12 protein-coding genes are annotated in these 13527 nt (G+C 44.4%); 7 read left to right on the top strand and 5 right to left on the bottom strand.

What is annotated here, in order from left to right; all coding sequences use genetic code 11:
• Positions 1-116 precede the first annotated feature (116 nt).
• Positions 117-2477, top strand: a complete 2361-nt coding sequence (locus AAIH57_RS04085) for a beta-galactosidase (protein ID WP_430020634.1) — start codon at positions 117-119, stop codon at positions 2475-2477.
• 170 nt (positions 2478-2647) lie between these two features.
• Positions 2648-3697 (top strand): Gfo/Idh/MocA family protein, encoded by a 1050-nt coding sequence (locus AAIH57_RS04080; protein ID WP_430020633.1) that lies wholly within the window; start codon positions 2648-2650, stop codon positions 3695-3697.
• A gap of 409 nt (positions 3698-4106) precedes the next feature.
• On the opposite strand, the gene AAIH57_RS04075 is transcribed toward AAIH57_RS04080, so the two are convergent.
• The 3 genes from AAIH57_RS04075 to AAIH57_RS04065 all read right to left on the bottom strand — a co-directional run bounded on the left by AAIH57_RS04075 (position 4107) and on the right by AAIH57_RS04065 (position 8320).
• The gene (locus AAIH57_RS04075) at positions 4107-5582 is read right to left on the bottom strand and encodes a DUF4179 domain-containing protein (RefSeq protein ID WP_430020632.1); all 1476 of its coding nucleotides are present in this window, start codon (positions 5580-5582) and stop codon (positions 4107-4109) included.
• Entirely contained in the window at positions 5569-6096 is a 528-nt protein-coding gene (locus AAIH57_RS04070) for a sigma-70 family RNA polymerase sigma factor (RefSeq protein ID WP_430020631.1), read from the bottom strand. The genes AAIH57_RS04075 and AAIH57_RS04070 overlap by 14 nt, the downstream gene beginning before the upstream one ends.
• Before the next feature lie 157 nt (positions 6097-6253).
• Positions 6254-8320 carry a beta-galactosidase gene (locus AAIH57_RS04065; RefSeq protein WP_430020630.1) on the bottom strand — a complete coding sequence of 689 codons (2067 nt, stop codon included), beginning with the start codon at positions 8318-8320 and terminating at the stop codon, positions 6254-6256.
• 180 nt (positions 8321-8500) lie between these two features.
• On the opposite strand from AAIH57_RS04065, the gene AAIH57_RS04060 reads away from it, so the two are divergent.
• A complete protein-coding gene (locus tag AAIH57_RS04060; RefSeq protein ID WP_430020629.1) occupies positions 8501-9358 on the top strand; it encodes an AraC family transcriptional regulator in 858 nt (285 codons plus the stop codon).
• Between the two features lie 132 nt (positions 9359-9490).
• Here AAIH57_RS04060 and AAIH57_RS04055 read toward each other — a convergent pair whose 3' ends face one another.
• Together AAIH57_RS04055 and AAIH57_RS04050 are read right to left on the bottom strand one after the other, a co-directional pair.
• Entirely contained in the window at positions 9491-9709 is a 219-nt protein-coding gene (locus AAIH57_RS04055; RefSeq protein WP_175394781.1) for a helix-turn-helix domain-containing protein, read from the bottom strand.
• A gap of 9 nt (positions 9710-9718) precedes the next feature.
• Positions 9719-10195: a DUF2975 domain-containing protein gene (locus AAIH57_RS04050; RefSeq protein WP_175394780.1), complete on the bottom strand. Its 477-nt coding sequence runs from the start codon at positions 10193-10195 to the stop codon at positions 9719-9721.
• Between the two features lie 259 nt (positions 10196-10454).
• Here AAIH57_RS04050 and AAIH57_RS04045 point away from each other — a divergent pair, with 259 nt between their 5' ends.
• The 4 genes from AAIH57_RS04045 (at position 10455) to AAIH57_RS04030 (ending at position 13423) form a co-directional block, all read left to right on the top strand.
• Positions 10455-11372: a helix-turn-helix transcriptional regulator gene (locus AAIH57_RS04045; RefSeq protein WP_430020628.1), complete on the top strand. Its 918-nt coding sequence runs from the start codon at positions 10455-10457 to the stop codon at positions 11370-11372.
• An 81-nt stretch (positions 11373-11453) separates the two neighbouring features.
• Positions 11454-11969, top strand: a complete 516-nt coding sequence (locus AAIH57_RS04040; RefSeq protein WP_430020627.1) for a DinB family protein — start codon at positions 11454-11456, stop codon at positions 11967-11969.
• A gap of 41 nt (positions 11970-12010) precedes the next feature.
• Complete coding sequence (locus AAIH57_RS04035) at positions 12011-12580, top strand: YdeI/OmpD-associated family protein (RefSeq protein ID WP_430020626.1); 570 nt, start codon at positions 12011-12013, stop codon at positions 12578-12580.
• A 93-nt stretch (positions 12581-12673) separates the two neighbouring features.
• Positions 12674-13423 carry a YqcI/YcgG family protein gene (locus AAIH57_RS04030; protein WP_430020625.1) on the top strand — a complete coding sequence of 250 codons (750 nt, stop codon included), beginning with the start codon at positions 12674-12676 and terminating at the stop codon, positions 13421-13423.
• The last annotated feature ends 104 nt before the right edge of the window (positions 13424-13527 follow it).

The raw sequence follows: 13527 nt of genomic DNA, 5'->3' as shown, positions 1-13527 counted from the left end.
CACTACCTCGCCATATCGTATTCCGTATAAAATATAGCTATATTGATACTTCTTGTATTTGCTATAAACAGTAGAATTCATCGTAAAGAACATATCACAAGGAGGGTATTCCAACAATGTTCCAGGTATCGAAATTATCATTAAAAAACGTGGGTGACAAGGAAATCTATCCAGGAAAATTGGGTGAGAATGGCGGAGCAAACCCACAAGGTGAATCCTTTGGATTTACGAATTATTATATGACGCGTAACGGAGAACCCTTCATCCCTGTTGTCGGTGAATTTCACTTTTCCAGATTTTCGTATTTACATTGGGAAGAAGAACTTCTCAAGATGAAAGCTGGAGGGATTCACATTGTCGCAACGTATGTATTCTGGAATTTTCATGAGGAAGAAGAAGGGATTTTTGTATGGGGCGGTAGTCGAAACCTTCGCCACTTTATCGATCTGTGCGCCAAGCTCGATTTCCCCCTAATCCTTCGCATCGGTCCATTCTGTCACGGTGAAGTTCGCAATGGTGGAATTCCGGATTGGGTACTCTCTAAGCCAATCGAGATCCGCTCCAATGATCCCGATTATCTGAAACTCGCCCGCAAACTCTACCGGGAGATTGCCGTTCAGATGAAAGGCAGCCTGTATCAGGATGGAGGACCCGTTATTGCAGTACAGCTTGAAAATGAGTTCATGCACGCCGGGGCGCCCAATGATGCCTGGGGTTACAAAACAGGCAAGTTTCTGTCTTCCGGTACGGGCGGCACAGCTCACCTCGCCGAGCTGCGTCGCATTGCGGAGGATGCAGGCATTCGTCCTCTATTCTTCACGGCTACCGCTTGGGGTGGTGCAGCCGTTCCGGAGGAAGGTTTTTTGCCCATGCTTGCAGGTTACGCCTACACGTCTTGGATACCAGCCCAGCCACCGAGCACGGAGTTTTTGTATCGCGATCTTCATGATACACCAGCCGAACCGGTTCATTTTGATGTGCCCGAATACCCCGTTGCATATTGCGAGATGGCGGGCGGCATGCAGGTCAGTTATAATGTAAGGCCGTACGTTCCAGAGAACAGCATTGAGGCCATGACTCTTGTCAAGCTGGCCAGCGGCAGCAATCTGCTCGGTTATTACATGTACCATGGCGGCTCCAATCCTGTCGGCAAGAAGGGTTACCTGAATGAGCAATTCCTGCCGAAAATCACGTATGACTACCAGTCACCTTTGGGTGAATTCGGCAGGGTCGGTGCATCCTATGACCGCATCCGCGCGATTTCCATATTTCTTCAATCCTTCGGATCGATTCTTGCGCCGATGAAGACGATACTGCCTGAGGGACAATCCACCATAGATCCGACAGATACAGAGACATTGCGTTGGTGTGTAAGACATCATAACGGTTCCGGCTTTGTTTTCTTGAATAATTTTCAGGACCAAGTCAACCTAACCAGCCGTAAGATCCGAATCGAATTGGAAACCGTCAAGGGGCACGTTGCTTTCCCGGCTGAAGGTGAACTTGAGCTCCCAGGCGGAATCGGGCTGATGCTGCCATTTAATCTGGAGCTTCATGGCGTGTCGCTTGTCAGCGCAACGACTCCTTTGTTGACGGAGATTGAAACCGACAATGAGAAAACGATATTCTTCTATGCACATGAAGGAATGGCACCGGAATACGTCGTATCCAAAACGAACCTGACGGATGTGCACGCTGGAGAAGGCATATTAACGGACAGAGGTTCTTACTACGTGATCCAGCCGAGCGTAAACAAACTTGATTCAGTCCACTTCCGCACAACCGATGGCCGTAATGTACGCTTTGTAACGTTATCCAGAGAAGAAGCACAGAAAGCATATACCTTCGAACTATGGGGGCAAAAAACACTCGTGATCAGCGATTGTCCCGTGATCTTCAACCAACATCAGCTTGTCTGCACATCGATGGGAGTATCCCGGTTTGATGTTTCGTTATATCCAGCACCTGCACACGATTTACAAACGAAAAACGCAAACTCCATCCCTTGTCAAAAGGAAGAATCGACATTCTTCGCTACCTACACGTTGGAGCTGCCTGAATATACGCCTGACGTGCTGGTTACGAAGCCTGCGGAGAAATCGGCTCTCCTGCAGTTTGCGGGAGAATGGCCCTCTCATGTTCATGATGTGTGGCTCGAGGTAGATTATGAAGGTGATGTGGCTGAAGCCTTCCTGAATGGCCGGCTTATTACGGATCACGTTTATTACGGGAAGACTTGGTCCATCGGCCTGAAGGAATTCTACACGAAGCTTGAATCCTCTACCTTGCACCTATCGATCACGCCACAGCGCCGGGGAACGGTCCATACCTTTGTCAATCAGGCGCAAATTGAGCGCTTCGAAGGTGTCGAGATTGCCGAGTTCCACCGCATTGAGGCCATCCCGCAATATCAGGTTGCCTTGTATCCTGTCAAAACTTCAGCTGCGGTTGAACATTCCCCTGTTCCACTCTCCTAAAAAACCGCCCTGAAATCGTTCAATTGGAGCGATCTCAGGGCGGTTCTGGTCGTTACCATTGCTAAATCATATTTATTGTTGAAAATAGTTAGCTCCATGGTATCCTTGAGTAGAAAATACAGGCAGGACATATGTCAATAATACGAATATTGAAAAGGGAGGAGATTCATTTGATACAACCGATTTGTTTTGGAATTATTGGCTTCGGTTGGAGAGCGGAAGCTTATTTACGAATTGCGAAGCAGCTCCCCCATCTGTTCCGAATCAGCGGCATAGTCGTTCGAAATCCGGCCAAATACCAGGAAGCTGCCGATCAATGGGGTGTAACACTTTACGAGTCGTCAAGTGAATTGACCCGTCATAGTGATTTTCTTTTGGTTGCTGTTTCCAAAACTGCCGTACCCGCAGTTCTTGAAGAACTTGCTTCACTGCACGTGCCCCTCCTGGTTGAAACGCCTCCGGCTTTCGATGAAGAAAGCTTTGCGCTAATGTCCAAGTTCGCCGAGACAAACGCACATATTCAAATCGCAGAACAATATCCGCTGCAGCCCCATCATACGGCTCGTATGGCTCTCATTTGTTCTGGAAAACTGGGTCAGGTTCATCATGTTCAGGTGTCATCAGCGCACGGCTATCATGGGATCAGTCTCATCCGTAACTGGTTATCGATATCGGATATCAGCTGCGAAATCGTTGCCCGCCGCTTCGAACTTCCGATTCTGGAAGTCCCCTACCGTGGTCGACAAGTTCAGGATCAGATCGAGAACGAATTACAAGATATCGCCATGCTGACGTTCCGGAACGGCAAGAGTGCTTTGCTGGACTTTACTCGGTCTCAATACTTTTCTCCCCTCCGTCAAAACCGGGTTCTGATTCGCGGTTCCCATGGAGAGATACGGGATAACGAAGTTACAATCAGCGTGGGTGCTGAAGCGTTTGATACATACTCGATCCATCGAATTCAGAGCGGTATGGAAGGAAGCCTCGGGCCGCTGTCATTACGTGAGCTTCGTGCTGGCCAACAGTGCCTTTACCGTAATCCCTTCTCTTCTGCCCCATTTTCCGATGAAGAGCTGGCCATGGCTGAAATTTTAACACGAATGTCGACTTATGTGAGAGAGAATATCCCTTTTTATTCTCTGACAGAAGCTCTTAACGATGTACGTTTGTCCCTTGCCATTGAGAAGTCAATCGCAACTCAAGCCCCTGTATGGGTATGAGATAATGACTTGGAAATCTCTACTAACTTCTCTATTAACTTTTAATGAAATGAATGCAAGAAAGGTGTATTTTAATGTTTGCCATGATAGTCACAGGTTTACTTCTGCTTTTTGCTGGAATAGGGTATGTCATATATCTCGTATCCAAACATTCCAAAAACCCGGATCGGTCGTCGGCTCGAGTCATGAGATTTATCTTAGCACTATCCATTATAGTCCTGTTTGTTCAAGACTACATATTCAATGAAGTACCTTCTAATTCAATTATGATTTTATTTTTTGTTGTCGTTTTAATAATCACCAGTTCATTGTTTATCAAGAATGAAGAGAAGAACAACTAATGATCTTGCATTAGAATCTAATAGAAACAAACGAACTTACTCCCTGACAGGAATAAGTTCGTTTTTGACTACTCATTTAAAGTTACGGACCAATTAGGGTCGTTATATCGTTTATCAACTACTTCCCTTTCGAGGGTGAGCTCTTCCGGAATATGATCTAACCCTTCAATTTCAAATTTATAAGGATTGTTCATGATACGATCTCCCATGCTGATGTAACCTTCTTTCCAACCATTTGGCAGACTACTTTCCAGTCCTGATACCCCTCCTAAACTCACATTATACTGTTTACCTTCCGAATCATATGCTTTCCATACCTCATAACTAATTTCATTATCCATTTCCCCGTAGAACAATACAGCGAGTTCATCTGTTTTGTCTCCTCTTTGCGATTCCTCCATCGAAGTCCCAATCAGTTCGAATTTATCTTTCAAAATCGTAAAATCTTTGGGCTCGGATAACTCCGCAGGTCTAAAAGAAAACTTACTGCCATCCACTTCTGCGATCGAATATCCATCCAATACAAAACGGTAAGGTTCATTCTCAGGAAGATACTTAAAAGTGTAACTCCAACGCATTTTCCCTTCTCCAATCACGGTAGAATCAGATGTCATCAGGCTGTTCATGTAACCGGATTTTCTGGGGTTTACTGAATGTATCTCCTCGTTATCCAAGGTTTCAAAGTGAAAGCTCAACATTTGTTTTTCCCACAAATCACCGGGGGATCTTGCCATTGCTGCTTCATCCAATTCGGTCTCCACTTCGAATCGTACTCCCTGTACCATTCGTGTGATCCTTTTTAAATTGACAGTCATTCCATGTGGTGTTGTGTAAGCTCCAGAGAGTTCCTCAACTTGGGTCTTGCTATTTGCCTCTTTCATATCCAGGTCAAAGCTGAAATTCCAATTTCCTTCTATGGAAGGTACATTTCTGTTTCCAAGCGTATTAATATTCCCCTCAATCGTTATCTTGTCCGTCTGCAGCGGCTCACTAAAAAATTCAACCATATAATAAAAATCATTTGTATATCCCATATCATACATGCTGCCCACTATGTTTCCTTTATCATCTTTAATCGTTATGTTGTTTGGTTCTCCAAGAATAAGCCTTTCACGTTCATGCTTTCCCTTTTTATCAAAAAGCTGAAGTGCAACTGTCACTCGTGTTGGATCTGCTACAGCTTCCTCAATGACAAGCGTATAACCTTTGTCCTTCACCTTAATATGTGGATTATGCACTAATCCCAGTTCCTGCGCTCGAAGAAGCCCGATATCGGGGTTGTCCTTGGCAAACAAAGATCGGATCATTTCAGCAAATGTTGGCACGGTATAGATTGTAACTGCACCTATGGCAAAAAAGAGTGCTATTGCTGCGGCAGCCCATCTCCACTGTTTAAAGTACGATTTCTTTTTCGACTTTGGCTCAGAAAGTGAAGAAAGAGCGTTCTCCACCGCTAATTGGACTGTATCAGGGAGGACCACGTCTTGTGTTTTTGACTTCAGAAATTGTTTTATCTTGTGATCAACTGGATCATGATAACTCATATTTGTCTTCTCCTTCCCCTAATACAAGCTCAGATAGCTGCTTTCTAGCCCTGAACAAACGTGACTTTACTGTACCTTCAGAAACTTCGAGCACGTTGGAGATGTCCTTGACCGACATATCTTCGATATAAAATAGCGTGACAATGGTTTGAAGCTGTTCATCCAGTTCGTCAATCACCTCAAACAGCTCAATTTGTTCGTACTCCTCCTTATAAGATGTCTTTCTTAAATCGTAAGGAATGAGGGATACCCGCTTCTTTTTTCTATTGATCTGATTGCACTCGTTAATCAATATCCGAATAATCCATGTTTTAAAATAAGCAGGCTCTTTCAGTGTATGTACATTAGAAAATGCTTTGGCAATGGTCTCCTGCATCGCATCAGCACAATCTTCGTTGTTCTTTACAATTGATCTTGCTATAACAAAGAGGCTCTGCTGTATCGCTCGTACCAATAACACAAATGCTTCCTTATCCCCTTTTCTCGCAAGTTCTGCTTTCTCTGTCAAATCCACGAAGATCTCCCCTCCTTCTCAAACTATCTATTCATTAGATACTCAAAGACTTCATTTGGTTCACAAAAGAATTCAAATATTTTTCCGGTAAACTATACCTTCCTTATTATCCAACTAAAAAACAGCCGAACATAGGAAGTCCGGCTGTTTTCTTATATCACTTATCTATCTCAAAAATGAAAACACCATACGGAGACATTTTGATTTCATTCTTATAGGATGTTCCCGACAGCAGCTCTTTGGCTTCCTTCTTGAGCTTGATTCCTGCCTGTTTGTCCGAGAAGTTAAGTAAAAATAAATACGCCTTATCGTTCGATGAACGGATACCAAGTTCAACTTCGGGCGGTACCTCCATCAAGTCATCCACCGGTGAAAATAGCCCGATTTCGTCCATGATTGCATCAACGACCTGTTCATTGTAAGCGGCCCCATAATACCACACTTCACCTTGACCTACGGCACGTTTGGTCATAGCTGGACTACCTGCATAGTACTCTGAAGCATACTCCGCTACGACCTGCACTTCGGGATTCTCCACATGAAGAACCTCGTTGAATCCGACCGTTTGCATTCCCGCTTGCAGTTGCTCCCTTTTGCCTTTCCACTGCAGTTCGGCTGCGGGAACGGTTCCTTTGACTAAGGTGAAATCCTCCACGGTCACTCCGCATAGTTCTGCAGCTGCTCCTGGAAACGGTCTCATATAACAGTGTCCCTTGAGATCCTTATATCCGGTACGGGCACCCAACAACAGGGTTCCACCTTGACTGACGTACGTTTGCAGAAGTTCTGCTGTTTCGTCTGTCATGATTGCCGGGTGAGCATAGATGATCACCTTATATTTGGACAGGTCTTCCAGAACGGTTGATGATCGCAGCGTAACAAGATCGGTGGGAATATGGCGATATTGCAGCTGCTTATACCAAGCGCGAGTGCTCTGTTGATGAAGCGGACCATGCCACTCGTCCAACTCACCATCCCACATATTATCGTAATCCTGCAGGATGGCTGCATCCGCTTGATACGTCGTACCCGCAATAGCCCGACCTATTTTAACAAACTCTTCGCCGACCTGTGCTACCTCTCGGACTCGCCGGTTGGGTTGATTGTGGTAATCATTGATGCCGTGCCAGTACATCTCCGTTCCGAACGTTGCCGTCCGCCAGCGGAAGTATACGAGTAGGTCTGTTCCGTGAAGGACGGATTGATATGACCATAATCGGATCTGGCCGGGTCTTGGAGTGCCCATACCTATACTATCAACCCAGCCGCCTGGACCAGACTGTTGTTCCATTACGCAAAAGTTCGGAGACATGTTTCGTACATTGGACAATTTCATGCTCCAAGCCCGGTCTTGCAATGGCTTTTCGTCCTCACCAGGAAATATTGTGGCAAACTGCGGATACGAATCATAGGAAAAGAAATCAAGGAGTTCATCCGTCAATTCATGATTGTCTATATGTCCGAACGTACCGTTTGTCGTGATCCAATGTTGAGGATCCAGTTCACGAATGATATCCACTTGAAGCTTGGCAAATGAAATGGTATTCGCCGATATGAATCTCTTTTCATCCAATGCCAAGTGAGGATTTGGCGATTGATTAACCATGTTACGCGTAAGATAAATTTGTTCCCATTCGGTATAGGTCTGACTCCAAAAAACGGTTCCCCATGCTTGGTTCAAGTTTTCTAACGTGTTATAACGACTCTTCAGCCACTCGCGAAACGCGATATGATCTGCCTCCGCATAAAAAACATCCATATGACAGTTGAGTTCGTTATCGATCTGCCAGCCAATGACAGCCGGATGATCTTTATATGCGATAACCATATTCCGTACGATTTTTTCACATTGCTGCCTATAGATCGGGCTGCTGTAGTTATTGTGACGTCGAATGCCGTGCCTATATAATACACCGTCTTTATTTGCATTTAAAACCTCAGGATACTTTTCGGTTAACCACGCAGGTGGAGTAGCCGTCGGTGTTCCCAGAATGACGCCCAAGCCGTATTGATGTGCCAGGTCCAAAGCCCGCCCAAAAAAGCTGAAATCGAACTGGCCTTCTTCCGGTTCAAAGATGGACCAGGCGAATTCGGCCATCCGAATAACTGTAATATTCATCTCTCGCATTCTTCGGAAATCGTCCTCCCACAACTCCTCCGACCAATGCTCAGGGTAATAACAGACACCCAGTTTCAGTTCTTCCATTTGTATTGATTTCGCCAACTTTATTGCCCCCTTAATGTACCATGCTGCCTCCATTTTATTGGATACTTTGCGTATAATAAATGACAAGATTATGCGTCTTATAATAAAATATTGTCATCAATTATCTTTCGAACTACGATCACTTAAGTTCTTTATTACTCATCACATAAAAATATTGCGTTCAAATGGAGGCTTCACGTGAAAGAACACATCTTTCTTCCGAAACCCGTTTTCCCCAGACATGTTTGCTTTCCCGATTTTATTGGAGGTTACAGTGACTTTCCGAAGCATAGTGTGAATCGGGAATATCGGAGCAAAGAAATTAATTTGGATCAATGCTACAATTTGCACTTGGTACTTGGCGGTAAAGGATTCCTGCATACCCCAACCAATAGTTATGAGTTAACACGTGGACAGGGATTCCTCTACGGCCCAGGTCTTAGACAAACGTATCATTCGGACTCCGATGATCCGTGGAGTATTCGTTGGGTTCACTTTTACGGAATTCGTCTCGAAGAATTGCTGAATGGAAAAGGAATTGACGAGCCATGGCTGTTTCAATGTTCCAACTTTCCACTTGTTACAGCGTTGATGGATAGATTCCTTCAGTTAGGAAGGGAATATCAAGTTGAGGATGAGCACAGTATGGCAGCAACGTTATATGAACTGTTGACAACATTACAATCCACAGCGAACCAAATTAATGTGCTTGTGAATCAAACCGCTGAGCGAATACGTGAAGCAGCAAACTACGTTCGATCGCATAGCCATGAGCACATCACACTTGAGCAAGCTGCTGGGATTGCCGGGTACAGTACACCCTACTTCAGCCGCAAGTTCAGTCAGACGTTTGGAATGTCCTTTCCGGAATTTCTAATGGAATCCAGGCTATTGCATGCGAAGCATCTGTTAGCAACAACCAACCTATCCATTAAGCAAATTACGCTGGAGACCGGATTTTCCCAGTCGAGTTACTTCATCCGGTGTTTTAGGAGTCAAGAAAACCTAACACCTTTGCAATTCAGAAATATTCACAATCTTACTATAGGCAGATAAATACTCTGGTTGTTTAGAAGCTGCAGATGTTCCTTTATACCGAACGTACAAGAAGACCCTACACATCTAGTGTAGAGTCTTCTTCTCTTGTTCTCATGTTTAGTTTTCGGTCACGGGTGATCAACCGTGTTTTCATTCTTCATCTTCGTCAGCTCTATATTCCAAAATATCTCCAGGCTGACATTCCAGCGCTTTGCAAATTGCCTCCAGCGTCGACAAGCGTATCGCTTTCGCCTTCCCGTTCTTCAATATTGAAATATTGGCGATTGTGATATCAACTCTCTCTGCAAGCTCGGTAACCGTCATTTTCCGCTTGGCCAACATTACATCAATATTGATTATAATAGCCATATTTTCACCTCAAACCACTAGGTCATTTTCAGATTTAATATCAATGGCTTCCTGTAACAGTCTTTGAAGAACAGCGGAAAACACCGCAATGACCAATGAAGCAAAAATAGGAACCATCCCAACAATAATAAGCCCAGGTGCATCATCCTTATCTGCTACTAGAAAAACGAATGGAAGCATCACAACATACAGGCTACAGATTACAATAGCACAATATTTTATGATTTTTAAAGATCTCACGGAGATTGAAGAAAACGCTTCGTTCTTGTCAATATAGCTCAGAAGACGGAATGAATGGTACAGCGCAATGATAAACGGTATGACGGAGACATACATTATGATCACAATGGGATACAATGAGCCGGCATAGTTCGGATTCACTGGATTGTTAGCTAACCAAGGTATGCCGAATATACATAAGGCAAGAATCGGAACGCCAACGAGCAAAACAGCCATTTTCAAAAAAATCGTGGAACCTCGTTTCACAAAAAGCACCTCTCTTGTTTTAAGTGATTTGAATTTATCATACATTTTATCGTTTTACAATAAATAATTATCGATTTTTATTGTTTAATTATTGATAATCAATTATCCCTTCCTTAAACATCCTAATAAACATATCCTTATCGGTTCATCACAGTTTGCTTTTGACCTTCCCAGGTTTATCGATCCAGTACGGAATAGCTTGTGATATAATAACGACCAGCTAATACGAAAAAAATGGAATATAAGGCGGACCTTACTCATGAAATTAGAGCGATTGATCTCGATGATCTATAAGCTGTTGAACAACGAAGTTGTTTCTGCTTCCGTGCTGGCTGAAGAGTTTCAGGTATCCCAAAGAACCATTTACCGGGACATTGATGTGATCTGTGCTGCCGGCTTTCCCATCGTATCCTATCAAGGGATGAACGGTGGATATGGCATGATGGATGGATACAAGTTGGACAAAAGCTTGCTCGGTACATACGATGTCAATTCCCTGATTACTGTCCTGCACAGTCTCTCTACAGTGTTTGAAGACGAGCGTGCGCAGGGCACGATTGAACGATTGAAAACGGTAGGGACTGAACATCAGACTCCCAGCTTAGCGGTAAACTTGGAAACTCACCGTAACGACCACGATGCGCTTCGCCATCTGCGTAAAGGCATTACGGAACATATACTTGTCCGTTTCGATTACATTAACACCAAGAATGAACGTACGACCCGTGAGTTGGAACCGGTGATGCTTTATTATAAGTATCGTAATTGGTATGTATATGGATTCTGCCGAGCACGCCAGGATTATCGGGAATTCCGTCTATCCCGCATGATGAATCTGTCCCTGACACCAGAAACATTTCAACGGCATCTTGAGGTACTAAAAGAGACTGTTTTGCCAACCAAAGAATGGCAGGATCAGGTAAGAGATGTGGTGTTTCGGGTTTCCCCAGAGGCATTAGCGGAAGCACTGGATCACTTTCAGCAGGCAGATAAGCAATTCAATGATGACGGGAGTATGACCATGCGTATCCCCGTTTATCAGCCACTCCAGGCAAGATGGCTTAGGTCCTTTCTGCTAGGCTTGGGCAGTGGGGTTGTTGTTCTAGAACCGCTTGAGCTGCGAGAGATCCTAAAAGAACAGCTTCAACATGCACTCCTGCAATACGAAGAAGTATGACACGCTGTTGTCATACTTCTTTTTTTATAATGACAACAGATTTAAAACAAATCCATTGCATAGCTAAAGGAGAAGATACGAATGACGAATTATCCAATTGAAATGTTTAATTACCACACATGGGCCAACCAAACCATTCTGGGCAGAATCAAGGAACTGCCACCCTCTGTACTGAGTCAGGAAGTGAACAGCTCATATCCCACCATCGCACATGCCCTTAGCCATATCCATGCTGTTGATCAGATGTGGTATCTGGTTTTATCAGGAACGGCGATGCCTGAGGCGTTCCAGGCATGCATGCCTTTAAATTCCAAAATACTCCTTTCCGTGAATGAGTACATCGATACCTTTGCCGAGCTAGCCAAACGATACAATGAATGGTTCCAGCACCAAACCGACTTGGAGCAAACGATTCTACTTGATAATCCATTCGCTGGCCTCCGCGAAACGAGTCTTTCCGAAATGGTGCTGCATGTGGTTAATCACGGGACCTATCATAGGGGCAATGTTTCCACAATGCTGCGTCAATTGGGTCATGCGTCCATCATGAACGACTACTCTCTTTTCTGGTATCAGGAACCTGTGCAATCCTTCTAATGTACAGCACATTTTGATCCAAGGAGCAGATCATATATTTAATGGAAATTCAAAATTTAATTTCGGTAAACGCAAGGGAAGATTTCAGGTCATGGTTACAGGCGAATTCCAGGATTGAACAATCCTGCTGGGTTGTGGTGAGTATTACGGCAAAGCCCAATACATTGCTATATCTTGACGTGGTAGAGGAATCCTTATGTTTTGGATGGATCGATGGAATTAAAAAGAAAGTATCGGAAACAGAACTCGCACAGCGATTGTCACCCCGAAGCAAAAGCAGTTCGTGGACCGAATTGAATAAAGAACGTGTAAGGCGTCTTGAAAAGTTGGGGCTTATGAGGGACGAAGGAAGACGGGTACTACCGGACATGGAGATCGATTCTTTTCGCATTATCAAGGATATTGAGATCAGGCTTAAGGAAGATAAACAAACTTTTGAGAATTTCATGGCCTTCCCTTCTCTTTATAGAAGAGTCCGCATCGACACCATTCAGAGCGTAAAAAAACAGCCGGCATTGTTCAATCATAGATTGGACAAATTCATTACAAACACAAGAGAAAACAAAATGATTGGTCAATGGCATGACCATGGACGTCTTCTGAATTATTAGATTCCCCCATCTTGGTCTATCACATGGAAGTGGTGTTGGACAGTCACCTTTTTGCCATTGGACGATATCCTATAGGTAAAAGGAGGACTGTTCATGTCGCTTTTGTTTCAACATTCTGAACTGGAGAATGAAAAGATTCCTCTGGAAGCCTGGAAGAAGGATGCCTACCAGTTGTTTGCTTCCAAAATGAGTGATCGGGAGGCTCGTTTCCCCTGCATTCCGGCGACTCAGGCCTTCGCCATGGGGCATCTCCGATATGGTTTTGTGTCATATTTGGATCCCGGGTCAGCAGATCGTAGACTCGCGGACATCATTACCGAATACGGCCGGGAATCGCGTTCTTTTGGTGATTACTCATCTTTGATTGTGTTTTTTGAATTGGAGAAAACGATGAGGACCGTTTTGGACTATGAAGAGATATTCTGGGATTTATTAAGCAAGGTTAGCGTTTTGGATGTAAAGCGATGGCCTGCAGACATTCCGGAGAACCCGGAAAATCCCTTGTGGGAATTCTGTTATGACGATGAGCGATATTTCGTCTATTGCGGGACACCCGCCCACATCTCCCGTCAGAGTCGGAGTTTCCCTTACTTCATGCTGGCTATGACGCCTCGTTGGGTACTGGACCAATGGAATGCTCATCCCAAGAAAGCAGCTGCAATTAGCCCTAAGATCCGTGAACGACTAGCGGAATACGATGCCATACCCGCCCATCCTGAACTAAAACAGTATGGAGCCCAAGGGAATCTTGAATATAAGCAGTATTTTTTAAGAGACGATGACTCCTCCCCCTCTCGATGCCCTTTTCTTCGCGCTCTACAAGCGGAAAAGGTACAAGAATAGAAGTGTTTCCCTTACTTGTCCTAAAAGTGCCCTCCTCCGAATAAGCTGTACTCTACAGTTATAAGGAGGAGCGTTCCATTAACTGGATCAAGGAAGGGACATGA

Origin of the sequence: Paenibacillus sp. MABNR03, from assembly GCF_050455445.1 — a bacterium.
GTDB classification, from domain to species: domain Bacteria; phylum Bacillota; class Bacilli; order Paenibacillales; family Paenibacillaceae; genus Paenibacillus; species Paenibacillus xylanilyticus.
Note: the sequence above shows the minus strand (reverse complement) of the source record. Positions and strands in the feature narration are given on the sequence as shown.

What these genes read in the sequence shown, in the direction of transcription:
- AAIH57_RS04085 (WP_430020634.1), top strand. Translation starts at nt 117, where the DNA reads ATGTTCCAGGTATCGAAATTATCATTAAAAAACGTGGGTGACAAGGAA.
- AAIH57_RS04075 (WP_430020632.1), bottom strand. Translation starts at nt 5,582, where the DNA reads ATGAGTTATCATGATCCAGTTGATCACAAGATAAAACAATTTCTGAAG.
- AAIH57_RS04055 (WP_175394781.1), bottom strand. Translation starts at nt 9,709, where the DNA reads ATGGCTATTATAATCAATATTGATGTAATGTTGGCCAAGCGGAAAATG.
- AAIH57_RS04045 (WP_430020628.1), top strand. Translation starts at nt 10,455, where the DNA reads ATGAAATTAGAGCGATTGATCTCGATGATCTATAAGCTGTTGAACAAC.
- AAIH57_RS04040 (WP_430020627.1), top strand. Translation starts at nt 11,454, where the DNA reads ATGACGAATTATCCAATTGAAATGTTTAATTACCACACATGGGCCAAC.
- AAIH57_RS04035 (WP_430020626.1), top strand. Translation starts at nt 12,011, where the DNA reads ATGGAAATTCAAAATTTAATTTCGGTAAACGCAAGGGAAGATTTCAGG.
- AAIH57_RS04030 (WP_430020625.1), top strand. Translation starts at nt 12,674, where the DNA reads ATGTCGCTTTTGTTTCAACATTCTGAACTGGAGAATGAAAAGATTCCT.